21 protein-coding genes are annotated in these 24,356 nt (G+C 66.9%); 13 read left to right on the top strand and 8 right to left on the bottom strand.

The features are described 5' to 3' along the window. Window positions 1-6 precede the first annotated feature (6 nt). Complete coding sequence (locus IRG63_RS07195) at window positions 7-912, bottom strand: LysR family transcriptional regulator (RefSeq protein WP_193509680.1); 906 nt, start codon at window positions 910-912, stop codon at window positions 7-9. A 106-nt stretch (window positions 913-1,018) separates the two neighbouring features. Between IRG63_RS07195 and IRG63_RS07190 the strand changes: the two genes are divergently transcribed. From IRG63_RS07190 to IRG63_RS07170, 5 genes are all read left to right on the top strand, one after another. After that, window positions 1,019-2,326, top strand: coding sequence for an MFS transporter (locus tag IRG63_RS07190; RefSeq protein ID WP_193509679.1), 1,308 nt, complete (start codon window positions 1,019-1,021; stop codon window positions 2,324-2,326). An 85-nt stretch (window positions 2,327-2,411) separates the two neighbouring features. Further along, window positions 2,412-3,971 carry an amidohydrolase gene (locus IRG63_RS07185; RefSeq protein ID WP_349236176.1) on the top strand — a complete coding sequence of 520 codons (1,560 nt, stop codon included), beginning with the start codon at window positions 2,412-2,414 and terminating at the stop codon, window positions 3,969-3,971. Further along, window positions 3,968-5,248, top strand: coding sequence for an ArgE/DapE family deacylase (locus IRG63_RS07180; RefSeq protein ID WP_168627121.1), 1,281 nt, complete (start codon window positions 3,968-3,970; stop codon window positions 5,246-5,248). The genes IRG63_RS07185 and IRG63_RS07180 overlap by 4 nt, the downstream gene beginning before the upstream one ends. A gap of 155 nt (window positions 5,249-5,403) precedes the next feature. Then, window positions 5,404-6,678, top strand: a complete 1,275-nt coding sequence (locus tag IRG63_RS07175; protein ID WP_370566198.1) for an AAA family ATPase — start codon at window positions 5,404-5,406, stop codon at window positions 6,676-6,678. Window positions 6,679-6,682: 4 nt separating this feature from the next. After that, window positions 6,683-7,174 (top strand): peptide deformylase, encoded by a 492-nt coding sequence (locus tag IRG63_RS07170; RefSeq protein ID WP_168627123.1) that lies wholly within the window; start codon window positions 6,683-6,685, stop codon window positions 7,172-7,174. Window positions 7,175-7,274: 100 nt separating this feature from the next. Here IRG63_RS07170 and IRG63_RS07165 read toward each other — a convergent pair whose 3' ends face one another. Further along, window positions 7,275-9,101, bottom strand: a complete 1,827-nt coding sequence (locus IRG63_RS07165) for an AMP-dependent synthetase/ligase (protein WP_168627124.1) — start codon at window positions 9,099-9,101, stop codon at window positions 7,275-7,277. Window positions 9,102-9,251: 150 nt separating this feature from the next. Here IRG63_RS07165 and IRG63_RS07160 point away from each other — a divergent pair, with 150 nt between their 5' ends. Both IRG63_RS07160 and IRG63_RS07155 read left to right on the top strand, forming a co-directional pair. Then, entirely contained in the window at window positions 9,252-9,941 is a 690-nt protein-coding gene (locus tag IRG63_RS07160) for a 1-acyl-sn-glycerol-3-phosphate acyltransferase (RefSeq protein WP_168627125.1), read from the top strand. A gap of 82 nt (window positions 9,942-10,023) precedes the next feature. Next, window positions 10,024-11,394, top strand: coding sequence for a class II 3-deoxy-7-phosphoheptulonate synthase (locus tag IRG63_RS07155; RefSeq protein ID WP_370566197.1), 1,371 nt, complete (start codon window positions 10,024-10,026; stop codon window positions 11,392-11,394). Between the two features lie 162 nt (window positions 11,395-11,556). Here IRG63_RS07155 and pknB read toward each other — a convergent pair whose 3' ends face one another. Together pknB and IRG63_RS07145 are read right to left on the bottom strand one after the other, a co-directional pair. Next, window positions 11,557-13,503: a Stk1 family PASTA domain-containing Ser/Thr kinase gene (pknB, locus tag IRG63_RS07150; RefSeq protein WP_193509677.1), complete on the bottom strand. Its 1,947-nt coding sequence runs from the start codon at window positions 13,501-13,503 to the stop codon at window positions 11,557-11,559. Window positions 13,504-13,576: 73 nt separating this feature from the next. Continuing rightward, the gene (locus IRG63_RS07145; RefSeq protein WP_193509676.1) at window positions 13,577-14,815 is read right to left on the bottom strand and encodes a LysM peptidoglycan-binding domain-containing protein; all 1,239 of its coding nucleotides are present in this window, start codon (window positions 14,813-14,815) and stop codon (window positions 13,577-13,579) included. Between the two features lie 306 nt (window positions 14,816-15,121). Here IRG63_RS07145 and IRG63_RS07140 point away from each other — a divergent pair, with 306 nt between their 5' ends. Further along, window positions 15,122-15,460 (top strand): Rv2175c family DNA-binding protein, encoded by a 339-nt coding sequence (locus tag IRG63_RS07140; RefSeq protein WP_349236177.1) that lies wholly within the window; start codon window positions 15,122-15,124, stop codon window positions 15,458-15,460. 53 nt (window positions 15,461-15,513) lie between these two features. On the opposite strand, the gene IRG63_RS07135 is transcribed toward IRG63_RS07140, so the two are convergent. The 3 genes from IRG63_RS07135 to IRG63_RS07125 all read right to left on the bottom strand — a co-directional run bounded on the left by IRG63_RS07135 (window position 15,514) and on the right by IRG63_RS07125 (window position 19,737). Next, window positions 15,514-16,824, bottom strand: a complete 1,311-nt coding sequence (locus IRG63_RS07135) for an HNH endonuclease signature motif containing protein (protein ID WP_193509675.1) — start codon at window positions 16,822-16,824, stop codon at window positions 15,514-15,516. A gap of 226 nt (window positions 16,825-17,050) precedes the next feature. Next, a complete protein-coding gene (locus IRG63_RS14065) occupies window positions 17,051-18,025 on the bottom strand; it encodes a VOC family protein (RefSeq protein ID WP_370566196.1) in 975 nt (324 codons plus the stop codon). 38 nt (window positions 18,026-18,063) lie between these two features. Beyond that, a complete protein-coding gene (locus IRG63_RS07125; protein ID WP_193509674.1) occupies window positions 18,064-19,737 on the bottom strand; it encodes a BCCT family transporter in 1,674 nt (557 codons plus the stop codon). Between the two features lie 93 nt (window positions 19,738-19,830). On the opposite strand from IRG63_RS07125, the gene IRG63_RS07120 reads away from it, so the two are divergent. After that, a complete protein-coding gene (locus IRG63_RS07120; RefSeq protein ID WP_193509673.1) occupies window positions 19,831-20,466 on the top strand; it encodes a cob(I)yrinic acid a,c-diamide adenosyltransferase in 636 nt (211 codons plus the stop codon). Between the two features lies 1 nt (window position 20,467). On the opposite strand, the gene IRG63_RS07115 is transcribed toward IRG63_RS07120, so the two are convergent. Continuing rightward, window positions 20,468-21,589 (bottom strand): polyprenyl synthetase family protein, encoded by a 1,122-nt coding sequence (locus IRG63_RS07115; protein ID WP_193509672.1) that lies wholly within the window; start codon window positions 21,587-21,589, stop codon window positions 20,468-20,470. A 74-nt stretch (window positions 21,590-21,663) separates the two neighbouring features. Between IRG63_RS07115 and IRG63_RS07110 the strand changes: the two genes are divergently transcribed. The 4 genes from IRG63_RS07110 to IRG63_RS07095 all read left to right on the top strand — a co-directional run bounded on the left by IRG63_RS07110 (window position 21,664) and on the right by IRG63_RS07095 (window position 24,333). Next, window positions 21,664-22,038, top strand: coding sequence for a DUF3040 domain-containing protein (locus IRG63_RS07110; RefSeq protein ID WP_168627130.1), 375 nt, complete (start codon window positions 21,664-21,666; stop codon window positions 22,036-22,038). 244 nt (window positions 22,039-22,282) lie between these two features. Beyond that, window positions 22,283-22,714 (top strand): division/cell wall cluster transcriptional repressor MraZ, encoded by a 432-nt coding sequence (gene mraZ, locus IRG63_RS07105; RefSeq protein ID WP_168627131.1) that lies wholly within the window; start codon window positions 22,283-22,285, stop codon window positions 22,712-22,714. Between the two features lie 102 nt (window positions 22,715-22,816). After that, a complete protein-coding gene (gene rsmH / locus IRG63_RS07100; protein ID WP_168627132.1) occupies window positions 22,817-23,767 on the top strand; it encodes a 16S rRNA (cytosine(1402)-N(4))-methyltransferase RsmH in 951 nt (316 codons plus the stop codon). After that, complete coding sequence (locus IRG63_RS07095) at window positions 23,764-24,333, top strand: hypothetical protein (protein ID WP_193509671.1); 570 nt, start codon at window positions 23,764-23,766, stop codon at window positions 24,331-24,333. Before rsmH ends, IRG63_RS07095 begins: the two co-directional genes overlap by 4 nt. Window positions 24,334-24,356 lie beyond the last annotated feature (23 nt).

The raw sequence follows: 24,356 nt of genomic DNA, 5'->3' as shown, positions 1-24,356 counted from the left end.
CCGTGGTCAGGCGCCCTCGCTGGCCAACTGCTCCATGCCGAGGTACTCCATCCTTGGTGAGAGCCATTCGACCAGGTGATCCGCGGTCTCGCCGATCTCGCTCGCCGCGTAGTGATCGGGGTCCCAGGCCATCCAGTCCGTGATCGTGACCGGCGCTCCCAAAGATGTGATGGGAATGCGATCCAGGTCATAGCGGGCAGGGCCGACGCCGATGGCGATACCGCGCCCGGCGGCAGCGAGAGCCTGTGCAACATGCGTGGAGGAAACTTCGTTGCGGTAACTGAACCTGATCTTGCGCGCGGCGGCGGCCGAATCGAAGGATCGCCGAATGGCGCTGCCAGGCCGGATGCTGAGCACTGGGTGATCCTGCAGTTCGGCGATGTCGACGGTGTCTCTCCCGGCGAACGGGTTGGAATCTGCTCGACACTGCATGGCCACCATTGCAGTCATGAGGGAGCGGCGGGAGAACTTGACCGGTGGCTCGCTCGTACCGAACGCGATGTCGACATCGGCTCGATCCAGCAGCTGGTAGACCTCGCCGGGAGCGACCTCCGTGACATCGCCGATGATCGAACCGGTGCCCGCAATGAACGGTGCCAGCATGTGCTCGAGCACGGTAGGCGGGCACGCCACCGAGAGATTGAGTTCGCCCGCGCCGAGAGAGTCCATCACGGCCAGCCCCTGCTCAACGCGCGACCGGATGTCTCGCGCGATCGGGTAGAAGCGCGCTCCGGCGCGGTTCAATCGCATGCCCTCGGCTGAACGGTCGAAGAGCGGGAAGCCGAAAGACTTCTCGAGCGAGGCAATCTGCCGGGAGAGAGACGGCTGAGTGATGTAGCAGGCCTGCGCCGCCGCAGTCACCGTGCCGTGCTCGACGACGGCGAGGAAATAGTCGATGATCCGTAGGTCCACCTATGCCTCCAAGCTATGGCTCCCAGCCTAATAGGGCATTGGACAACATGCTTCCGAGCGTTCAGAGTTGCGGGAAGCATTTTTCCCCCGCTTCAGAAAGAGCCCTATGTCAACGACGACCCCAGAAGTCCGCCAGCGCAGGTCTGTCATCGGTGCCTTCGCCGGCACCGCGATCGAGTGGTATGACTTCTACATCTTCGGCACCGCTGCTGCACTTGTTTTCGGCAAGGTGTTCTACCCCGAGATCGATCCTGCGGCCGCACTGATGGCATCCTTCGCCACGTTCTGGGTCGGCTTCCTCGCGCGTCCGCTCGGCGGTTTCATCTTCGGTCACTTCGGTGACAAGTTCGGTCGCAAGAACACCCTCGTCGTCACGCTCGTGCTGATGGGGGCGGCCACGACGCTGATCGGTGTGCTTCCCGGCTATGCCCAGATCGGGCTTGCGGCACCCATCCTGCTGATCGTGCTGCGCGCCTGTCAGGGACTTGCCGTCGGCGGTGAGTGGGGTGGAGCAGTGCTTCTCGCCACCGAGAACGCCAAGGAGGGCAAGAAGGGCTCCGCGGGGGCCTGGGTGCAGCAGGGATCACCGGCCGGTTCCATCCTTGCCACGCTGATCTTCCTGCTCGTCGGCCAGCTGCCGAACGAGGCCTTCCTGAGCTGGGGTTGGCGCATTCCGTTCCTGCTCTCCGCAGTGCTGGTCGTCGTCGGGCTCGTCATCCGCCTGAAGGTGGAAGAGTCCGAGGACTTCGTCAAGGCGCGCGAGAAGAAGCAGGTCGTCAAGGTCCCGCTCGTCGAGGTATTCCGGTATTCGCCGTCGCTGGTGCTGTTCGGCGTCATCGCATCGGTGCTCGGCATCTCGATCGCCTACTTCACCAACACCTTCCTGCTCGCCTGGACGACCGGCGAGCTGGGCATCGAACGCCAGATCATGCTCAACATCCTGCTCGGCACCGCGATCCTGCAGTTCATCTGGCAGCCGATTGCCGCGCGCATCGCCGAGAAGATCGGCGCGATGAAGGTCATGATCGGCGGGCTGCTGTTCAACCTGGTGCTGACCATCCCGTTCTTCATGGCCATCCAATCGGCCAGCGTGCCGCTGATCGCCATCATGCTCGGCCTGACCATCATCGGCGGCACCGCGTACTACGCGATGCTCGCCACCTTCCTGGCAAGCGCGTTCCCCCCACACGTGCGGTACACCGGCGTCTCGGCCGCCTACCAGATCTGTGCCACCATCTTCGGCGGCTCGACTCCGCTGCTGGCTCAGGGCATCCTCACCGCTTCCGGCGGCAGCGCGTGGGCGGTCGCAGCTCTCTACGGCGGGTTCGTGATCATCACGATCCTGGGCGTGCTGGGACTGAACTCCCGAATCAAGAGCCGCGCCGCCAAGGAGGCACAGACCGTTGCGGCCTGAGGTCATCTTCCACAACGGCCGTATCGCCACGGGTGACCCTCGTCGGCCCGAAGCCGAACGGATGGCCGTCCTTGGAGGGCGCATCGTGGCCTTTGACGAACAGGTCGGCGAGGCGAGCGCTGATCGGGTCATCGACCTGGGTGGGGCGCGGGTTGTCCCCGGCTTCCACGACGCCCACTACCACCTGTCGTTGACCGGTCAGCGGCTGGCGATGCTGGACGTCAGGCCGAGTGCGGTCAGCACTCTGGACGACTTCTACGCGAAGCTGCGCGAGTACGCGGCAGGCCTGCCTGCGGATGCCTGGGTGAAGGCGTCCGGCTACGACCAGAACATTCTCGGGGCGCACCCGACGGCGGAGGCCATCGACGCCGTCGTGGGGGGTCGCCCCGCCTACATCGAGCACGTGTCGGCGCACATGCTGGTCGCCAACACCGCGGCGTTCGAGCTGGCAGGCTACGCGGGCCGAGTCGGGGTGCCCGACTTCCCCGGCGGACACGTCGAGCGCGACGCCGATGGGCGTGCGGTCGGCCTTCTGCAGGAGACGGCGGTGCAGGTCGTCTACCAGTTGACGCGCCCTCTCCAGCTCGACGAGGTGCAGCACAACCTGCAGCTCGCATCCGACCAAGCGGTCTCCTACGGGTTGACGAGCCTCACCGAACCCGGCCTCGGCTCGGTGCAATCACTGGGCAACTCGCCGGTCGACTTCCACAGCTACCAGGTTGCGGTCGAGAACGGCACCATCCGCCCGCGGATGACTGTGATGCCGTTCATCAACACCTTCCACGCCATCGACGGCATGCGCGAACGAGACTGGTTCGGGCTCGATCTGGGCATCCGCACCGGCCTGGGCGACGACCGCCTGTCCGTCGGTCCGGTCAAGATCGTCTCGGACGGCTCACTCATCGGACGCTCGGCCGCAGTGCACCACTGCTACCACGGCGAACCGGACAACTCCGGGTTCCTGCAGGTGGACGCGGAAGTGCTCCGGCGCAGCATCATCGACGCCCACTCCTCCGGGTGGACGGTGGCAACCCACGCGATCGGCGACAGCGCCATCGATCATGTGATGGACGCGATGGAGGAAGCCCAGGCTCGGTTCCCGCGTGCCGGTGTCCGTCACCGGATCGAGCATTTCGCCATCGCAAGCGATGCGCAGGTGGAGCGTGCCGCGCGACTGGGGATCATTCCGGTTCCGCAGGGCGTGTTCATCTCCGACTTCGGTGACGGCATCATCAGCGCGCTCGGAGACGATCGCGTTGACGGAACCTACCGGATGGCCTCGCTGCTTCGCGCAGGCATCGTTGTGCCGGGGTCGACGGACTCGCCGGTCTCGGATGGCAACCCGCTGGTGAGCATCCACGACCTGGTGAACCGCCAGACGGCATCCGGGGTCCCCTTCGCGCCGGCGGAGCGTGTCAGCGTCGAGGATGCTGTGCGCGCCTACACCTATGGTTCCGCCTACGCGGTGGGCAAGGAGGGGAAGGTGGGAACACTGGCGACCGGCATGCTGGCCGACTTCGCGGTGCTCAGCGATGACATCTTCGCGGTCGAGAAGACCACTATCAAGGACCTCACCGTGACCGGCACCGTCATCGGCGGCGAGATCGTGTACGACCAGGGAGCATTCGCCGAGGCTGGCCGGTGACGACGGCAGAGCAGCGCCAGGCCATTCTCGACGCGGTGGATGCTGCGTTCGAGCGGCAGGTTGAATTCACCGCCGACCTCGTCGCCACACCGTCGCTGCGGGGACAGGAGGGGGCCGCCCAGGAGATCATGGCGGCCGCGTTCCAGGATGCCGGGCTCGCCCTGGATCGCTGGACGCTCGACCCGGAGGAGCTGGCGACCCATGAGGGGGCGGGTGCCGTTGCTGTGCCGTACGAGGACACCGAGGTGGTCGTCGGCACCTACGAGCCGCGGCGCGAATCCGGTCGCAGCCTGATCCTGAACGGTCACATCGACGTCGTACCCACCGGTGCGGATCGGCTGTGGTCTCGCTCACCCTGGGACTCGGCCATTCACGATGGCTGGCTCTACGGTCGTGGGGCGGCGGACATGAAAGCCGGCCTGGTGGCCAACGTCTTCGCATTCACTGCGCTGCGGGCGGCCGGTCTGGCCCCCACCGCGCGCGTGCACCTTCAGTCGGTGCCAGAGGAGGAGAGCACCGGAAACGGAACCCTCTCGGCGCTGCAGCGCGGCTATCGCGCGGATGCCGTCCTCATCTCGGAGCCGTCATCCGGCTCTCTGGTGCGCGCTCATGTCGGCGTGATCTGGTTTAAGGTCACCGTGCTGGGGCGCGCCGCGCACGCCTCGGAGATGTCGAACGGCATGAACGCCATCGACGCCGCCTATGCCGTGATCGGTGAGCTGAGGAAGATGGAGGAGGAGTGGAACCTGCAGGTTCCGGACTCCGAGCACTTCGGCGATCAGGAGCATCCGCTGAACCTGAACGTGGGAACCTTGCACGCGGGGGACTGGCCGTCGAGCGTTCCGGACTCCTGTGAGATCGGGTTCCGCGTCGCACTGCTTCCGGAGATGGATGTCGAAGCGTGCTGGCGGGACATTGTCGACCGCGTCGAGCGTCTCATGGCGCGCGAGCCGGCTCTGGAAGGCACAACAGCGCAGGTGGAGAAGCTCGGCTTCTTCTCGAACGGCTACGTGCTCGAGCCCGGCAGCGACGCCGAGGGCGTGCTGACCGACGTCCACGACTACGTCAACGGCACAGCATTGGACGCGATCGCGCTGCCCGGCTATGTCGACAGCCGCTGCTATGGGCTGTACGCGGGCGTCCCCGCGCTGGTCTACGGGCCGCTCGGTGAGCGCCTGCACGGTGCCGACGAGCGCGTGAACATCGAGTCGATTCGGCAGGTGACGAAGACGCTTGCACTCTTCATCGCGGACTGGTGCGGGGTGGAGAGCGTCTAGGCCGACGCTGACGCTCGACCCGCCGTGACCGGCGAGGCGGCTTGTCGTGCGCGTGGTGATTGAAATTCACAGGTTCTAAGCCGAGGATTGCTACAGCGCCGCCGTGAGTGGCTGGCTATAGGCTGAGTGGTCGGTTCTAAGAAAGGCACACCCCCGTGGCGATACAGGAGAAGCAGCCGGGCGACTCGCAACCCGTCGCCGACGACTACCCTGTCGGGTCGGAGCTGGACGAGTTGGCTGAGCCGGAATCGGATGATTTCGCGGCAGTCCTCCCGCATTCTCTCACCATCGCGGTCAACCTCCCCGAGCAGGTGCACGTCGCCCCGGAGGAAGAGCGCGCCGTCGCGATCGACGAGCGACCGGCGGTCGACCCGGGCGGGCTCAGCCAGGTTGGCGCGGGAACCACCAGTGTCACGGTCGATACCCTGCCGGCCGATTCGGTCTACAGCAGGCGTGACCGGCTCAACGGCGAGGTCTCCGACAGTCCTGAGCCGGCCGCGATGCTCACCGCCGACCGCCTCATCGACACCCGCCGCACCAAACGGCCCAAGCCCGAGGGAGGCTGGCCCAAGTTCGTCTACAACGCGACCCTGCACGCTGTGAACCTCGGTGACTCGGCCAAGATCCGTGCGCGCAAGGCACTCGATGCGCGCATCGACCGCGAGTTCGAGGGGGGAGCGCGCTTCATCCCGGTGCTGACCCGCAAGGGCGGTGTCGGCAAAACCACCATCACCGCCCTGCTCGGCATGGCGATGGCGGATGTCCGCGAGGACCGGGTGATCGCGATCGACGCGAACCCCGACCGTGGCACGCTCGCAGAGCGCATCAACAAGCAGACCCGCTCGACGGTGCGGGATGTGGTCACCAAGGCAGCGTCGATTTCCAGCTTCAGCGACTTCACGACCCTGGTGTCGCGGGACGAGACCCGGCTGGACGTGCTCGCATCCGACACCGACCCGCTGCTCTCCGACGCGTTCGACGAGGATGACTACAACGTCGTCGCCGACCTCGCCGCCCGGTACTACTCGATCGTGCTCACCGACTGCGGTACCGGCATCGTGCACTCGGTCATGCGTGCGACGATCCAGCGGGCGGACTCGATCGTCATCGTCTCCGGCGGAAGCGTTGACGAGGCGCGGCTCGCCTCCGAGACGCTCACCTGGCTGGAGGCGAACGGCTACGGCGCGCTCGTGAGGAACGCGGTCGTCGCGCTCAACACCGCGACGCAGGGCACCCAGATCGTGAAGCTCGAGGAGATCGAGGCGCACTTCCGGTCGCGCGTGCGCGAGATCGTGCGCATTCCCTATGACCCGCACCTTGCCGCCGGCTCGGCGATCAACTACCGGGCGCTCAAGCCGTTCACTCGCGAGTCAGCGCGTGAGCTCGCAGCGCTCGTGCTCGACGGCCTGCCTACGGGCAGGGGCGCCTGAGTCGATGGCGGTTCGTGAGATCAGGGTCTTCGGCGACCCGGTGCTGAGAACTCCCACGACGCCGGTGAACCCTGCCGACCCGGCAACCGCAGTGCTTGTCGCCGACCTCGTCGACACTGTTGAGCTTCCCGGCCGCGCCGGGGTCGCGGCGACCCAGATCGGCGTCGGAGCGCGAGCGTTCAGCTACAACGTCGACGGTGTCATCGGCTACATCCTGAACCCCGAGCTTGTCGAGGTCAGCGGCGAGCCCACGCTCGTCGACGAGGGCTGCCTGTCGGTGCCCGGCTTCTACTTCCCGCGGTTGCGGTATCCGTTCGCGCGGGTGAAGGGCGTCGACCTGGACGGCAACGAGCTCGAGCTGAGCGGCGAGGGACTGATGGCGCAGGCGTTGCAGCACGAGGTCGACCACCTGGACGGGAAGCTCTTCATCGAGGGTCTCGAGAAGGAGACCAAGCGCGAGGCGATGCGCCTAATCCGCGCCTCCGACTGGTTCTAACCCCCCGCCACCCAAACGAGTCGGGAGTAGTTGCCCTTATGGCGGGTGCCAATTGGGCAACTACTCCCGACTCGATGGTTGGGGTGCCGGACGCGGCGGGTCAGCTCGGCAGCGAGGTGCCCTCCGTGGCGGGTGCCTGGTTGTACAGCTCGTCGATCACCGGAGCGAAGTCCTGCAGCACGATGTTGCGCTTGATGCTGAGCTTCGGCGTCAGGTGCCCGCTCGCCTCGGTGAAGTCGTTCTCGAGCACCACGAACTTGCGGATGGACTCGGCACGCGACACCCGGGTGTTCGCCTGGTCGACGATCGACTGGATCTCGGCGAGCACCCTGGGGTTCTTCGCGGCCTCGGCCATCGTCATGGTCGCGTCCTCGCCGTTGTTGTTCAGCCAGACCGGGACCATCTCCGGGTCAAGCGTGATGAGCGCCGAGATGAACGGCCTCTGGTCGCCGACCACGACAACCTGGCTGACGATCGGGTTGGAGCGGATCGGATCCTCAAGCACCGCGGGAGCGACGTTCTTGCCGCCGGCGGTGACGATCATCTCCTTCTTGCGGCCGGTGACCTGAACGTAGCCTTCGTCATCGATCGTGCCGATGTCGCCGGTCTTGAACCACTCGCCGTCGAACGTGTCGGCGGTGGCCTGCGGGTTCTTCCAGTAGCCGTCGAAGATGTTGACGCCCTTGCCGAGGATCTCGCCATCGTCGGCGATGCGCACCGAGCATCCGGGCAGCGGCGGGCCGACCTTGCCGATCTTGAAGTTCGACGGCAGGTTGACCGTGAGCGGGGCGGTGGTCTCGGTGAGTCCGTAGCCCTCCAGGATGGTCAGGCCCATGCTGCGGTAGAAGTGACCGAGGAACAGGCCGAGCGGTGCCGAACCGGACACCGCGTACTGCGCACGTCCGCCGAGCACCTTCTTGATCTTCGAGTAAACGAGCTTGTCGAACAGCGCGAACTGCAGCTTGAGGCCGAGCGGGACCTTGCCGGCGTCGAGCGCCTTGGAGTGTTCCACCGCGACGTGCACAGCCTTGCGGAAGATCTTGCCCTTGCCGCCCGCTTCAGCCTTCTGCTCGGCCGAGTTGTAGACCTTCTCGAACACACGCGGCACAGCGAGAAGGAAGGTCGGCTGGAACGACTCGAGCGCGCTGACCAGCTTCTTGGTGTCCGGCTCGTGGCCAACCCGGACGCCGCCGTCGATGCACAGCACCGAGATGAAGCGCGCGAACACGTGAGCGAGCGTGATGAACAGCACTGTGCTCGAGTCGGTGTTCACGACCTCGGGGATCGCGCCTCGGGCGCTGCGGCTCGTCTCGTAGAAGTTCGAGTGGGTCAGCATGCAGCCCTTGGGCTTGCCGGTCGTGCCAGCGGTGTAGATGAGGGTCGCGAGGTCAGAGCCGACCGCGGCACTCCTGCGGGCCTCAAGTTCGTCGTCGCTGATGTCCTTGCCTGCGGCTGAGAGCTTGTCGATGTCGCCTAGGCCGAGCTGCCAGACATGCTTCACGTCGGGCAGGTCGGCGCGCACCTCGTCAACGCGCTGGAAGTGGTCAGCCGTCTCGACGATCGCGGCGACCGATTCGGAGTCGCTCAGGATCCACTGGATCTGCGACGGCGACGAGGTCTCGTAGATCGGGACCATCACGGCGCCGGCGTACCAGATCGCGAAGTCGACGAGCGTCCACTCGTAGCTCGTCTTGGAGATGAATCCGATCTTGTCGCCGGCCTGGATGCCGGATGCGATGAGCCCCTTGGCGAGGGCCTTCACCTGGTCGTGGAAGGCGGATGCGGTGACATTCGACCAACCGCCGTCGGCGGTCGGGAGCGAGAACAGCGCCAGGTTCGGGGTTTCCCGGACGCGGTCGACGAGCAGGTCTGTCACGTTGGCCTGCGGGTTGGCGGGCACAACCGGGGGTGTGTCGAATTGATTCACGGTAGCTCCTTCGGCACCGGGCGGGTCAGTGCAATCACTCTATATGGTGCTGACGCGCGGGGGAGCGACCCCCGTTGTGGTCGCCACGGCGCCTACGGGCCCGCTCTGTGCGGCTATTCTTGTCGGGTTCGCACGTTGAGAGGTTCGAAGATGTTCTACTGGCTGATGAAGAACCTGATCGTCGGGCCGATCGTTCGCACCTCGTTCCGTCCGTGGGTCACCGGCCACGAGAACATCCCGCGCACGGGCCCGGTGATCATGGCGAGCAACCACCTGTCGTTCATCGACTCGATCTTCCTCCCGCTCATGATGGATCGTCGCATCACCTTCCTCGCCAAGAGCGACTACTACACGGCGCGCGGGATCAAGGGCTGGTTCATCAAGAACTTCCTCAAGGCCGCCGGGATGCTGCCGATCGACCGCTCGGGCGGGAAGGCATCCGAAGCCTCTCTGCGCACCGGTTTGAGCGTGCTCGCCAAGGGCGAGGTGCTCGGGATCTACCCGGAGGGCACCCGCAGCCCCGACGGCCGGCTCTATCGCGGCCGCACCGGCGTCGCGCGGATGATTCTCGAGGGCGGCGTGCCGGTGGTCCCGGTGGCGATGATCGACACCGAGAAGGTCATGCCGATCGGGCAGCGACTGCCCAAGGTGCGCCGCGTCGGAATCATCATCGGCGAGCCCCTCGACTTCTCCCGGTTCGACGGCCTGGAGAGTGACCGGTTCATCCTGCGCTCGGTCACCGACGAGATCATCTACGAGCTGGCTCGCCTGAGCGGCCAGGAGTACGTCGACGTGTATGCGAGCACCGTCAAAGAGAAGGCCGCCAGCCTGAGCCGCTAGGCTGTTGGTGGCCATTAGAGCCCTTCCGTCCGCTGCGCCGTCGCAGCATTTTCCAATCCCTCTGCCCTTTAAGGAGCGTCCCGTGGTCGACCCGACCGAGACAATAGTTGCCGCTGATCCTGACGTGATCGACGGTCTCGACTATTGGCGGACGCTTCCGATCGTGCAGCAGCCGTCCTGGCCCGACCCTGCCGCGCTCACCGCGGCATCCGCAGAGCTCGCGACCCTGCCGCCGCTGATCTTCGCCGGTGAGGCGGACATCCTGCGCTCCCGTCTCGCGGCCGCGGCGAAGGGGGAGGCATTCCTGCTCCAGGGCGGCGACTGCGCCGAGACCTTCGCGGGTGCCACAGCCGACCAGATCCGCAACCGGGTAAAGACCATCCTGCAGATGGCCGTCGTGCTCACTTACGGCGCTTCGATGCCGGTCGTGAAGATGGGGCGGATGGCGGGACAGTTCGCCAAGCCGCGCTCCAGCGACACCGAGACTCGCGGTGACGTCACCCTGCCCGCCTACCGCGGTGACGCCGTCAACGGCTACGACTTCACACCCGAGTCGCGGATGGCCGACCCGTCACGGCTGCTGCAGGGCTACCACATGGCGGCGAGCACGCTGAACCTGATTCGGGCATTCACGCAGGGTGGCTTCGCCGACCTGCGCCAGGTGCACAGCTGGAACCAGGGCTTCGCCCGCAACCCCGCCAACGTGCGCTACGAGAAGCTCGCTGGCGAGATCGACCGCGCGATCAAGTTCATGATCGCCTGCGGCGCCGACTTCGAGGCGCTCAAGCGCACCGAGTTCTACATCTCGCACGAGGGTCTGCTGATGGACTACGAGCGGCCGCTCACGCGCATCGACTCGCGCACCGGCACGCCGTACGACACGTCGGCTCACTTCATCTGGATCGGTGAGCGCACCCGCCAGCTCGAGGGCGCTCACGTGGACTTCCTGTCCAGGGTCCGCAACCCGATCGGCGTGAAGCTCGGCCCTACGACTTCGCCGCAGGACGTGCTCGACCTGATCGAGAAGCTCGACCCTGAGCGCGAGCCGGGGCGGCTGACCTTCATCACCCGCATGGGAGCCGGCCGCATCCGGGATGCGCTGCCGCCCCTGCTCGAAGCAGTGAAGGCGAGCGACGCCAACCCGCTGTGGGTGACCGACCCGATGCACGGCAACGGGCTCACGACGCCGACCGGGTACAAGACGCGTCGCTTCGACGACGTCGTCGACGAGGTCAAGGGCTTCTTCGAGGCGCACCGGGCGGTTGGCACCTTCCCGGGTGGCATCCACATCGAGCTAACCGGTGACGACGTCACCGAGTGCCTCGGTGGGTCGGAGCAGATCGATGAGGCGACCCTGGCGACGCGTTACGAGTCGCTGTGCGACCCGCGCCTGAACCACATGCAGTCGCTCGAGCTGGCCTTCCTGGTGGCCGAGGAGCTCGTCAAGCGCTGACCGGCTCTGCCTGCCCACCCTGTTATGCAGGACATCCCCTGTTATGCAGGACATTCCCCGTTATGCAGGAGATTCACCCGGTTTGGCGACCCTTATCAGGGACCCGGGGCCAAGAGCCGACGGATGTCCTGCACAACGCCGGTCACCCGTCGGAGGCCTGGGCTAGTCGACGCCCAACCTCACGGTCACGGTCGAGCCCTTGTCGAGACTCGTTCCGGCATCGGGATTGGTTGATCGCACGATAGATCCCGGGAACGCAGAGAGGAACTCGCTCGCGCCGTTCTGGAATTCGATCCTGAAGCCAGCCTGATCCAGAAGCGGCTTCGCTTCCCCCCAGGTCTTGCCGACGATATCGGGAACCTGCCGCTGCTCGATGCCCTTGGAGAGCACCAGCTCGATCGTCGCGCCTTCGCGCACCGGACCTTCGGGTATCTCAGCACGAATGACTGCGCCAGCCGGGATCTCGTCGTGGAAGTCCGCGAGCCCGGCCGCGGTCGACGCAATCAAACCGACACCTTCCAGCGTTTCGGACGCTTCATCGACACCCATCCCGGTAACCGACGGGATCGGGCCGAGCGACACAACAAGCGTGACCGGCTGCTGCTCGCCGTAGGTCTCGCCCGGGACGAGGTCGATCGCACCGTCAGGGCCTTGACCGAGCGCGCCGATCACGATCCCGCGGTCGGCGTCATCGAAGCGGTAGTCGGTGGTGGCCTTGCTGAAGCTAGCGTCCGCGATGCGCTGCGTGGCCACCTCTTCGGTCTGACCGACCAACTCCGGGATGGGAAGCGGTTCCGGCCCCTGCGAAACCAGCAGGGTCACGGTCGCGCCGTGAGCGACCGCCGCACCGATCTGCGGGTCGGTGCCCGCGACCAGCCCGGCGGGCACATCGACGCTGAACACCGGCTCGGGGGTTTCGGCGACCACGAGATCGAGACCCTCCAGTTCGCTTGTCGCGACTGCCGGTTCGAGCCCGGACACGTTGGGGATCATGACCTGCGAGCCTGGCCCGGCACCGAAGTACCACCCGGTGCCGCCGGCGATGGCGGCGAGCAGCAGCACCACCACGAATAGCCAGATTCCTCGCTGGTGTCGCCGCTCGCTCGCTCGCGCGAGCGCGAGGGTGCTGTTGACCGGTTGCGGGCTGGTGCGCGCACGGGCGCGGGTACCGAGCACCTGGGTTTCGCCGGTCGCGGCAAGTTCGGCGGCGGGAGGCAGCACCATCGTGTGCTGCATGGTCGTCGTCGCCGGTGTGCCGCCGCCCTCGCCGAGCAGCCGGCGCACCTCGAGCACCTGATCGAGCATGGCGCGGGCGTCGCGCGGACGCTGCTCGGGGTCGCGCGCGGTCGCCCACAGCACGAGTTCGTCGATCTCGACGGGGACGCGCGGATTCTTGGTGCTTGGCGTCGGCACGGTGTCGTTGGCGTGCTGCTGTGCGATCTGGAACGGCTGGTCACCCTTGTATGGCTGCTCGCCGGCGAGCATCTCGTACAGCATGATGCCGACCGCGTAGATGTCGCTGCGCGCATCCGCTACCCCGCGGGTAACTAGTTCGGGGGAGAGGTAGGCGATGGTGCCCAGCAGTGCGTTGCCGGTCGCGGTCTGCGCGGTCACCGCGCGTGCGAGGCCGAAGTCGCTGATCTTGATACGCCCGTCGTCGGCGAGCAGCACGTTCTCCGGCTTGAGGTCGCGGTGCACGATGCCGTTGCGGTGGGCGGCAGCCAGTCCGGCGAGCACGGCCTCGAGGATGTCGAGGGCCTGGTCGTTGGTGAGCACCGGATGCTCGCCGAGCAGTTCCCGCAGGGTGATGCCCGGCAGGTATTCCATGACCAGGTAGGCGGTCTCCTGGTCCTGTCCCTGGTCGTACACGTTGACGACGTTCGGATGCGCCAGCCGAGCTGCCGAACGGGCCTCCTGGATGAAGCGCGCCTTATACTGCGAATCGTCGGCGAGGTGGCCGTGCATGACCTTGAGGGCCACCCGACGCTCGAGTCGGAGGTCGGTCGCTAGGTAGACGGTGGCCATGCCGCCGCGGGCGACGCGTGAGCGTACCTGGTAGCGGCCGTCGATCAGACGGCCGATCATGGGATCGGTCGTGCTTGTGCTCACTGGACGAGTCTAAAGCGAGTGCCCTGTGCCAGTGGCCCAAAACACCGTGCTCGTGAGACGAGAACCGCGCCGGTCAGCTGAGTTGGGCGAGCCACGCGCGCGCAGACGCCTCCCACTTGGCGTACGCATCCGGGTATGCCGAGCGCTGAACCGCCTGCGCGGCTTGCGTCACGGTCATCGACTCCCATCCGGATATGTCGAGGAGGCCGCGAGTCTTGCCCTTGTTCGGGTTGCTCGGGCCGCCGAAGAACAGGCGCGCGGAGTGGGCAGGGTCCATGATCGCATCGACCGTGCCCCAGCCGGCGCTCGGGCGCTGCTGGAACAGGCCGACCGAGTCGAGGTCGCCCCAGCGGATGTTGCGGAGGCTGGACTCCTGCATCGCGGCGGCGAGCGAGATCACCAGGCCGTACTCCGGCACGCCCAGCGAGCGACCGACCTCGAGGATGACGCGTGCGTTCTGCGCCATCTCGGCGGTGAGCGGCGTAACGCTCGAACCGGCGCCGGCCGGCGCGACACCGGGGATGATCAGCGTGCGGCCCGCGTAGATGATGCTCGAGAGGTTGAGGCCGTTGGCGTTCAGGATCGCCTGGATGGTGACGCCGAACCGGCTCGCGATGCTCGTCACGGTGTCCCCGGACTTGATCACGTAGCTGGTCTGCACCGGTGCTGGTGCCGGGGTGATCGGAGCCGGCTCCGGTGCGGGAGCGGGAGCCGGAGCAGGTTCTGGGGAAGGTGCGGGCGCGGGCGTTGGGGCCGGGGTCACCGGAGCGGCGGCGGGTGCTGCACCCGGGATGGCGAGCGTCTGGCCCGGGTAGATGATGCTCGACCAGCCGAGGCCGTTGGCGGACAGCACCGACTGGGTGCTGACGCCGAAGCGCGCTGCGATCGAGCTGATGGTGTCGCCCTTGACGATCGTGTAGCGACCGCTGGACGGTGCGGGATTGGCCGGCGCGGGCGCCGGCGCTGGTGCTGCTGTCGTCCCGTTGCTGAGCTTGAGGATCTGGCCGGGGAAGATCAGCGACTTCCAGCCCAGGCCATTGAGGGCGAGAACGGATGCCGTCGACAGCCCGAACTTGCCGGCGATGCCGCTGACGGTGTCACCGCCCTGCACGCGATAGGTTGACGGCACGGCGGCGGCCTCGACGGTGCCGGCATTCACCGGCGCATCCGGTGCGGCCTTGGCGAGCGCCTGACGAACGGCCTCGCGCAGGTCGGTGGCCGGGTGCTTCGGCTTCTCGGCCTTGGCGCCGGGAAGCGGAGCGATCGGCCCGGTGAAGGCCATGCCGACCGTCATCGACCCGGCAACGAGCATCGGGAGTGTGTTCAGGACGCCCTTGGCGACTCTGCTGGGCTTCTTTGGAGCCAGGTGCTTTCCCCCGCGGCGTGCATCGTCCGTAGCTGCGCCTGCTGACATGTTCATCCCCGTCTTTCCCCGGATGGGCGAAGGTCCCTCTGTGACCCGCGGTCGCCCAGCACTGATCCATGACAGAATCAGCGATTCTCAACTTGACACAGAAATATACAGGTGTCAATCAATGTGACGGATGTTACTAAAGTGAATTGGCGTGTCCCGTGTCGACTCAGCGATCGACCGGCTCGGCTCTGGCACTCTTTAACCGTGGAAGAAACCCCGAATGTCCGCTGGCTGACCGTGCCTGATCTGGTGGAGATGCTCGGTCTTGGCGTGAGCAAGATCCGCAGGTTGCTCGAGGACCGCGCGCTCCTCGCTCGGCGCATCGATGGCGTCTGGCATGTCCCTGACCTTTTCCTTCGTGACAATGCACCACTCCCTGAGCTGCGCGGGACCCTCATAGTGCTGCACGACAGCGGTTTCACCGACGAGGAGTCAATGGACTGGCTCCTCGGCCACGACGAGACCCTCGGCACCAGCCCGATCGAGGCCCTCCGCGCCGGCCGCAAGGCCGAGGTACGCCGGGTCGCTCAGGCGCTCGCCTAGGGTCTCGGCAAGCTCGACCACCAACCACCGTATCCACGGGGTGTGGGTCTCAGCTAAGTGTCTTTGAGGGCGCGTTTGAGTGCTGCGGTGAGGCGGGGTTTGGCCTTGGTGGTGCGGATCCAGGTTCCGTCGGGGTTGATCCAGGGTGGGGGTTTGAATTCGGGGACGCCGTCGTTGATGCGGATCTCCCAGCCGGAGCTGCCGAGGGTGCGGTGGTGGTACCAGCAGAGGAGCACTCCGTTGTCGACTTCGGTCGGTCCGCCTTCGGCGTGGGGTGTGACGTGGTGGATCTCGCACCAGTCGCCGGGGGTGCCGCAGCCCGGGGCGGCGCAGTGGTAGCCGTCGCGGGCTCCGATCGCCTTGCGCTGCTGGGCGGTGAACCCGCGGGTCGGGCTGGTCAGTTGAATGACCGCGCCGGTGGCGTCCAGGGTGACGGTTTGGGTCTCGCCGGTGCAGGCCAGCTGCCGCACGGACCGCAGTGAGATGGGGGCGTTGATGCCATCGATCCAGCCGGCACCGGTGCCGTTCTGCAGGTCCTCGGCGATGACGGTGACCAGCACCGTCGGGGCGGCCCCGTTCACCTTCGGGGTCTCCGGGTCACGGGCCGCGGCAGAAAGGATGCCGCCGAGCACGTCGTGGCGTTGCTGGTCCGGGGTGCGGTCATCCTCCATCACCGGAACCTCCGGGTCTTGGTCCGTAGCGTCGCCGTCGCCGTCGCTGGGCAGGAAGGCGGGTGCGGTGCGTGGGGTGAGGTAGGCGTTGAACAGCCGCTGCAACTGGCCGGCCACCAGCGGGGTGAGGTTTCCGGTGATCGGCACCAACCCGCCGACGGCCTTGCCGAGCCGGATGCCGCGCCGCGCCAGCGCTTCCTCTTCCTCGGGCTCCACACCGTCGGGGTCGATGGTGATCCGCCACACGGTGGCCTGGATCTTCAGCTCCTCGGCGGTGGTGGTCGGCTCGCTGGCGGACTCCACCAGGGCGGCCTCGGCCGCTCGGAGGTGGTCGGGGTTCACCCGGTCGATCGCCGGCGCCAGCTCGTCCACGATCGCCGCGGCCATGTCCTGCGACAGCCGACCTTCGGACAGCGCCGCGGCGAGCACCGGGAACTGGGCCGGGAACAGCTCCCCGGTCAGGCTGCTTCTGCTCCGCAGCTTCTCGCCCAGCCGGACCCGTCTGCGGATGGTGGCCACCGTGGCGCCGGTGGTGCGCTCCAGCAGCTCGGTGCCGCTGCGACACCCCAGCTTGCCGGCCAGCCCGTCACCGCCCAGGGTGCGGCGGGAGCGGTGCTCCACCTCCGCGGCGATCGCCAACCGGGACGCATCCACCAGCCGGCCGTAGTCCTCCTCCAGGGTGCGGGCGGCCACCACCAACGCGTCATCGCCCAGGTCGCGGACCCCGGCGACAGCGCCGGGAGCGAGGGGGGTCGAAGCGGGTCGGGTTCGTCATATTTCGATGGTGACACCATCGCCCGACATTCGTAGCTACATTCGAGCCAACCGCGGACAAGTCATCCCGCACGCCGCCTGTGGAGGAGTTCCGGTGGCCCCGGGATCGCGAAGCGATCGGCTCGAAGCCACCGAAGGAAACCGTCTAATGGCCGGCCGCAACCACCTCGACGACCGTTCCCCACGGGTCCGCCACGGTGAGTACGGCATCGGTGCGCTCGAACGTCACGCCCGCCTCGGTCAGCCGTGTGCCGATCGCGTCGAGTTCGGATGCCTCCGGCACGACCAACTCGAGCGAGCCCAATCCCAGTGTGGCCGGGCGCACGCCAGCGCCGGCGCTGCCCCAGGTGTTCGCGGCCACATGATGGTGGTAGCCGCCCGCGGCGAGGAAGATCGCGCCGTTGGCCCTGGCGGTGACCGCGAAGCCGAGGCTGTCGGCGTAGAACTCTTCAGCGCGCTCGAGGTCGCCGACCTTCAGGTGGACGTGTCCCATGGTCGCGTCGCCGGATGCTTCGTCGCCCAGGTGCTCTCCGATGAACGCGTTGACATCGAGCGGCGCGCTGCCCATCTGCACCTGGCCGTCCTCCCAGACCCACTGGTCGCGAGGGGTGTCGACGTAGAGCTCGACGCCGTTGCCGTCGGGGTCGGCGAAGTAGAACGCGTGGCTGACGGCGTGGTCTGCCGACCCCTGGTAGAGCCCGGGATACTGCCCGGCCAGTCGCGCAAGCGACCCAGCGAGGGCAGGCGAATCCGGGAACAGGATCGCCGAGTGGTACAGGCCGGCATCACCGGGCCCGGCTGGGTCGGCGTCAGCGGGGACGAGGCGAATGATCTCCTCGCCGTCGACACCGAGCGATCGGATGCCGTCCGTCTCGCCGAGCAGGCTCAGCCCGACGCCTACTGGTCCGTAATAGTCGGTCAGCGCCTCGATGTTGCTCGTCACCAGTTCCACCGCGCCCATGCGCGTGTCAGCGTCGATCAGGCTCGCCGGCGGCGTGGCGTTCGGTGCCGATGCCGACCGGTTCGCCGACAGGATCACTGCGGTCGCGCCGACCGCGACCAGCAGGACGAGTGCCCAGATGCCGATGAGCCAGCGGGTGCGTCGAGGGGAAGCGTTCACCAGGAAGGCAACCGCGCGCAGCCGGAGCTTATTCCGCCCTACTCCCGACCACCGTCGGTCTCGCTGCCCGTATCCGCGACCTCCGTCTCGTCGATCCGCTGAATCGGCTGGGTGAACGGCACGGTTCCCTGTCGTTCGCTCGAGCCGCGCACAGGGCCGAGTCTGCGTTGGCGCATCGGGTCGCGGCGCAGGTCAACGTACAGCGACACGCACAGCCCGATCATGATCAGGATGAATGGGCTGGCAGCCAGGATGGTGAAGGTCTGCAACGCCTGGAGGCCGCCGACCCACAGCAGCACCGCGGCAACCGCGCCGGTCAGGATCGCCCACACGATCACAAGCGGCTTCCACGGCCTGGTGTTGCCGCGCGTGGACAGCGTCCCCAGCACGAGCGAACCGGCATCCGCCCCGCTCACGAAGAACACAGCGGTGAGCACCATCACCACGATCGCGGTGCCGATGAAGAACGGGTATTGCTGCAACATCGCGAAGAACGCGGCCGCCTCGTTGCCAGTCCCGGCGATGTCGACGCCGCCGACCTGCAGGTTCATCCCGGCGCCGCCGAAGACCGAGAACCAGAGCACGCTCACGGATGTCGGCACCAGCAGCACTCCGAGGACGAACTCCCGGATGGTGCGCCCGCGCGAGATGCGCGCGATGAAGTTGCCGACGAACGGGGTCCAGGAGATCCACCACGCCCAGTAGAAGATCGTCCAGCTTGCCAGCCAGTCGCCGCCGCCGAACACCGCCGATTGGAAGCTCATCGGCACGATCTGCCCCAGGTAGGAGCCGATCGCCGACGGCATCAGGTCGAGGATGAACACCGTCGGACCGGCAATGAAGACGAAAGTGAGCAGCAACGCCGACAGCACCATGTTGGTGTTGCTCAGCCACTTGATCCCCTTCGTCACGCCGCTTGCCGCAGAGAACACGACGCCTACGGTGAGCACGCTGATGACGATGATCGGCAACGCGACACCCGGATCCTCGAACCCGCCGGTGCGCAGCAGCGACAGGCCGGCGGCGATCTGCAGCGCGCCGAGCCCGAGGGAGGTCGCCGACCCGAACTTGGTGCAGATGATCGCCAGAATGTCGATCGGCTTGCCCCACCCGCGACGGTCGATCCGGTCGGCGCCGAAGATCGCGTGGAACGGTGCGCTCATGAGGTTGCCGCGCCCCATCCGGTACGTCGAGTAGGCGAGCGAGAGACCGACCACCGAGTAGATCGCCCACGGGTGCAGCCCCCAGTGGAACAGCGTGTACGCCATCGCCGCGTTCGCCGCTTGCGGGGACTCCGGGGCCGCACCGACGAACGGGGGAGGATCCACCAGGTGCGAGACCGGCTCGTAGACACCGAAGAACATCAGGCCGATGCCCATCCCGGCGCTGAACATCATCGAGATCCAGGACAGCGTGGAGAACTCCGCCTTCTCGCCTTCGCGCGACAGCGGGATGCCGCCGTAGCGGCCGAACGCGAGCACGAGGGCGAACACAACGAACGCGGCGGCGCCGAGGATGAACACCCAGCCCAGGTTGGCCGTTACCCAGCCCAAGGCGGATGCCGCAGCGTCACCGACCTGTTCGGTGAAGGCCACGCCGAGCACGCACACGATGACGATGACTCCACCGGCCACGCCGACGACGACCTTGTCGACACTGGCCCAGCCGGTCGTCGTGGGTTCCGGCAGTCCGTCGGCGGCGTTGTTCAACATGCGATCACCATCGATCCGTCGTGTGGTTCGAGCACAAGCGGCCTTCAGGTAGCCAACGCTACGCCTCCAGCCGCGGTCACTATAGTTGCGGCCATGTCAGATGCGGTGGGTGATTCCACCCCGCGACCCGAGTATCAGGCGCGCGTCGGTGACGACGGCCGCACGGTCCTCGGACGCCACGGCGACGTACCGAAGTTCGACCCGAGGGTGGCAGCCTGGGGCGACTGCGACGAGGCGAACGCGGCGATCAGCGTCGCTCTCGCGGTCAGTGGATTCTCGATCGACCTGACATCAACGCTGGCGAGCATCCAGAACGACCTGTTCGACCTTGTCACCGACCTGGCGGTCCCGCTGGACGACCCCCAGCCCGCGGATGCCCGCATTCGCGACGCTCACCTGGTGCGGCTGGAACGCGCGATCGAGCACTTCGCCAAGGAGGCGCCAGAACCGGAAGGGTACGTGCTCCCGGTGGGCACTGTTCCGGCCGCAACGCTTTATCAGGCGCGCGCCGTGGTCCGGCGCGCGGAGCGGACGGTGTGGATGGCGATCGACGCGCACCCGGGAGCCGTCAACGTGCTGGCCGCGCGCTACCTGAATCGCCTGTCCACGCTGCTGTTCGCGATGGCGCGCGGCGCCAATATCGAACACGGCGACGTCTACTGGGAGCCGGAGGCAACGTTCCACGCCATGGAACGCGAGGCAGAGGAACCGATCGAGCCGCTCGAGTGACCTAGGCGGAACGCTTGGTCACCGTCTCCACCAGGCTGAGCAGTTGTCGCTGCGCCGAGGGGCTGATGTCGGCGCTGTCCAAGGCGGTACGCGCACGGGTGACGTTGTTCTCGATGATGCGCTCGACCTGGTCGACGGCGCCGGAATCCCGGATGGCGGCCTGCAGCATCCGCACCTGGCTGTCGTCGAGTTCACGATCACCGAGCATCTCGTCGAGGAAACGCCTGGCGCTCGTGGGGAGGCCGGAGCGGGCGATGGCGATCAGCACGGTGCGCTTGCCTTCGCGGAGGTCGTCACCGGATGGCTTGCCCGTGACGTCGGGATCGCCGAAGACCCCGAGCAGGTCGTCGCGCAGTTGGTAGGCGATTCCGAGCGGCAGACCGAAGTCCCGCAGCGAAGCCACTTGGCTCTCGGTTGCGCCGCCGAGCGCGGCGCCGATCGCGAGAGGCGCCTCGATGCTGTACTTGGCCGACTTGTAGACGATCACCCGGTGGGCGCGGGGGAGCAGCTCCCGTTCGTCGTGACCGCGCCACGCCTGTTCCTCGAGGATGTCGAGGTACTGGCCCACCATGACTTCGGTGCGCATCCGGTTGAACTCTGTGCGCGCTGCGGCTCCGTCGCTCGGGCTCTCGAGTCGCTGGAGGCCAAGGTCGAACAGCTGCTCGCTCCAGGACAGCAGCAGGTCACCGAGCAGCATCGCGGAGGAGCGGCCGAACTCCGCCGGGTCGCCCACCCACCCCGCCTCACGGTGCCTCTCTTCGAAGCGACGATGCGCGGCGGACATCCCGCGGCGGGTGTCCGAGTTGTCCATGATGTCGTCGTGCACGAGCGCGGCCGCGTGGAACAGCTCGAGGGCGCTCGCCGCGCGGACGATGACGTCGAGGTCGGCCGCCAGCGCGTCGTCGCCGAGCGGGTCGAGTTCGGATGGCCTGGCCCGGACCGCCTGCCAGCCCCAGTAGCAGAACAGGGCCCGGAAACGTTTGCCTCCGCGCAGCAGGTCGCGCGAGTAGTCGACGAGGGGACGCAGGTCCTTCGCGATAGACTCGAGCTCCACCGCCCGGTCGTCGAGGAAGTCGTCGATTGCCGATTGAACCAAGTCAACTAACCGGGTACTCTCAGCCACCCTCCTAGCCTAGCCGCGAGGGTGAGCATACAATTGACTTCGCTGGCGACATCTCGCGAGAGAGGGGAGTGACCATGCCGCTATCAGAGCAAGAGCAGCGACTTCTCGACGAGATGGAGAGAAGCCTTTATCACAATGACGCGGACTTCGTGGCGACAGCTGGCGCACGACGCGGAAAGCCCAACTACACGTGGGTCGTTTTGGGTAGCCTCCTCGCGGTCGCTGGCATCGGCGGGATCGTCGCCGGGGTTGCAACTCAGCTTCCCGTAATCGGCGTCATCGGGTTCGTCGTCATGTTCGGCGGCGTTCTTCTGGCGCTCGCCCGGCCGAAGGCATCCGATGATCTGGACGAGCCGCGGGTGGGCGGCAAGGGACAGCAGCACAAGTCCGGTTTCATGGACCGGATGAACGAGCGCTGGGATCGTCGCCAGAACGGCGGAGAGCACTAACTCACTCCCCACAAACAACGGGTCGACTTCGGTCGGCCCTTTTTTGTGCCCATTTTCCGGGTGATTCCGGCGCTGAGAGTGAATTTGCCTCCACCTTCCTCCACCCGTTACTTCCCTTGATATTGCTGGGAAGTCCCTCGCAATGGGGGCGAAATTTGCCTCAGGATCATTGTTTCGTGGGGTGAAGTGGAGTAAAGTGGAGCCCACCTGAATCCGGGCCGGAGCATTGAGGGGGTGAGTGCCCATGTTTCTTGGCACCTACTCACCGAAGCTCGATGACAAGGGCCGGATCATCCTTCCCGCCAAGTTCTGGGACGAACTCGAGGCCGGCGTCGTCATCACCCGCGGCCAGGAGCGCTGCCTCTACGTGTTCAGCACGCGCGAGTTCGAAGAGATGCACGACCGCATCCGGCAGGCACCCGTCACGAGCAAGCAGGCGCGTGACTTCATGCGGCTCTTCCTCTCCGGTGCGAACGCGGAGGTCCCCGACAAGCAGCACCGCGTGACCATCCCGGCGACGCTGCGCCAGTACGCGGGCCTGGACAGGGAACTCACCGTCATCGGCGCGGGCAACCGGGCCGAGATCTGGGACTCAGAGGCCTGGAACAACTACTACGCCGAGCAGGAAAGCAACTTCGCCGAGACCACCGAGGAGGTGATTCCCGGACTCTTCTAGCGCCTGACCGCTGACTCCCAGCCGATCCGGCCCTGTCACACCTTCCCCGGTGCCAGGTACGGTGCGGATGGGGATCAGCAGCCAGGGGCAACCGGAAACCTCATGGCAGAGCAGATCCACATCCCCGTCAAGCTCGACCGCAGCATCGAGCTGCTGTCACCGGCGATCAGTGCGCCCGGCGCGGTGCTCGTCGACGCGACGCTCGGCATGGGCGGCCACTCCGCGGCATTCCTTGAGCGCTTCCCGCAGCTCACGCTCGTCGGCATCGACCGGGATGAGCAGGCGCTGGCGATTGCGGGGGAGCGTCTGGCACCCTTCGGAGACCGGGTTCACCTGGTCCACGCGGTCTACGACGAGCTGCCCCGCGTGCTCGACGACCTGGGCATCCCGGCGGTGCAGGGTGAGCTGTTCGACCTCGGCGTCTCCTCGCTGCAGCTTGATCGCGCTGAGCGCGGTTTCGCTTACGCGCAGGACGCCCCACTCGACATGCGGATGGACCCGTCTGCGCCGCTCACCGCCGAGCGTGTGCTCGCGGAGTACAGCGAGGCCGAGCTGAGGCGCATCTTCTACCAGTACGGCGAGGAGAAGCTCGCGCCACGTTTCGCCCGCAAGATCGTCGAGAGCAGGCAGGCATCACCGCTCACGTCGTCCGCTCAGCTGGTGGAGCTGATCGACAAGGCCACGCCGGCCGCTGTCCGGCGCGCCGGGCATCCGGCGAAACGCGTCTTCCAGGCACTCCGGATCGAGGTCAACCAGGAGCTTGCGGTGCTCGAGCGGGCAATCCCGGCCGCGGTTGACGCGCTCGCTCCCGGCGGGCGGATCGTCGTGCTTGCCTACCAGTCGCTGGAGGACCGGATCGTGAAGCGCGTCTTCGCGGCGCGCTCCACCTCGAGTGCCCCGGTCGGCCTGCCGGTGGAGCTCCCGGAGCACCGACCGACCCTGAAGCTACTGGTTCGCGGAGCCGAGCTGGCTGACGAGGCCGAGAAGGCGCAGAACCCCCGAGCGACACCGGTCAGGCTCCGCGCCGCCGAGAAGCTGGAGCGTGCCGCATGAGCGCGCTCGCCCGGGCGGTCAATCCCGCACCGCTGCCGCAATCGCAGCCGCGGCACATCGAGGTCGTTCCGACACGAGCACAGCGCAAGGCACGACCGAAGGTCTTCTACGCAATGGTCACCGTCGGTGGCCTGTTCGCTGTGCTGATCGCGCAGCTGCTGCTCAGCATCGTCGTCTCGGACGGCGCCTACGAGATCGCCGCTCTGCAGCAGCAGCAACGTGAGCTGGCTCGAGACGAGCAGCAGCTCACCGAAGCGCTGCAGGTGCTCGAGTCCCCTCAGCACCTCGCCGCCAACGCCGTCGCGCTCGGTATGGTCACGAACACCGGGACCGCCTACCTGCGCTTGGCCGACGGTGCCGTGCTCGGCGCGGCGGTGCAGGCCAAACCCACGGACGGCATCGTCACCGGCGAGGACGGCCAGACTCTGATCCCGAACGTGCTGCTCACAGGCGTCCCGTTGGTGACGCCTGCCGCGGGTGAGCCGACCGCGGGCGCGCCTGCCGGGGGCAGCACAAACGGCTCGGTAGCGTCGACCGAGGCGCTGCCGGCGCCGACGACTCGCTGACGTAGGCAGGGACGGAGGATCAG

The organism is Cryobacterium sp. BB736, assembly GCF_014980265.1.
In the GTDB taxonomy this organism is placed as follows: domain Bacteria; phylum Actinomycetota; class Actinomycetes; order Actinomycetales; family Microbacteriaceae; genus Terrimesophilobacter.
This window is presented reverse-complemented; position numbering and strand designations above follow the sequence as displayed.

Bases quoted from the DNA above. Each gene is read 5' to 3' on its own strand.
- IRG63_RS07145 (WP_193509676.1), bottom strand. From the start codon at position 14,815: ATGCTCGTTGCCGGGTCGATGACGGTCGGCATGGCCTTCACCGGGCCG.
- IRG63_RS07190 (WP_193509679.1), top strand. From the start codon at position 1,019: ATGTCAACGACGACCCCAGAAGTCCGCCAGCGCAGGTCTGTCATCGGT.
- IRG63_RS07170 (WP_168627123.1), top strand. From the start codon at position 6,683: ATGGCGGTTCGTGAGATCAGGGTCTTCGGCGACCCGGTGCTGAGAACT.
- IRG63_RS07110 (WP_168627130.1), top strand. From the start codon at position 21,664: ATGCCGCTATCAGAGCAAGAGCAGCGACTTCTCGACGAGATGGAGAGA.
- IRG63_RS07125 (WP_193509674.1), bottom strand. From the start codon at position 19,737: ATGTTGAACAACGCCGCCGACGGACTGCCGGAACCCACGACGACCGGC.
- mraZ (WP_168627131.1), top strand. From the start codon at position 22,283: ATGTTTCTTGGCACCTACTCACCGAAGCTCGATGACAAGGGCCGGATC.
- IRG63_RS07095 (WP_193509671.1), top strand. From the start codon at position 23,764: ATGAGCGCGCTCGCCCGGGCGGTCAATCCCGCACCGCTGCCGCAATCG.
- rsmH (WP_168627132.1), top strand. From the start codon at position 22,817: ATGGCAGAGCAGATCCACATCCCCGTCAAGCTCGACCGCAGCATCGAG.
- IRG63_RS07120 (WP_193509673.1), top strand. From the start codon at position 19,831: ATGTCAGATGCGGTGGGTGATTCCACCCCGCGACCCGAGTATCAGGCG.
- IRG63_RS07160 (WP_168627125.1), top strand. From the start codon at position 9,252: ATGTTCTACTGGCTGATGAAGAACCTGATCGTCGGGCCGATCGTTCGC.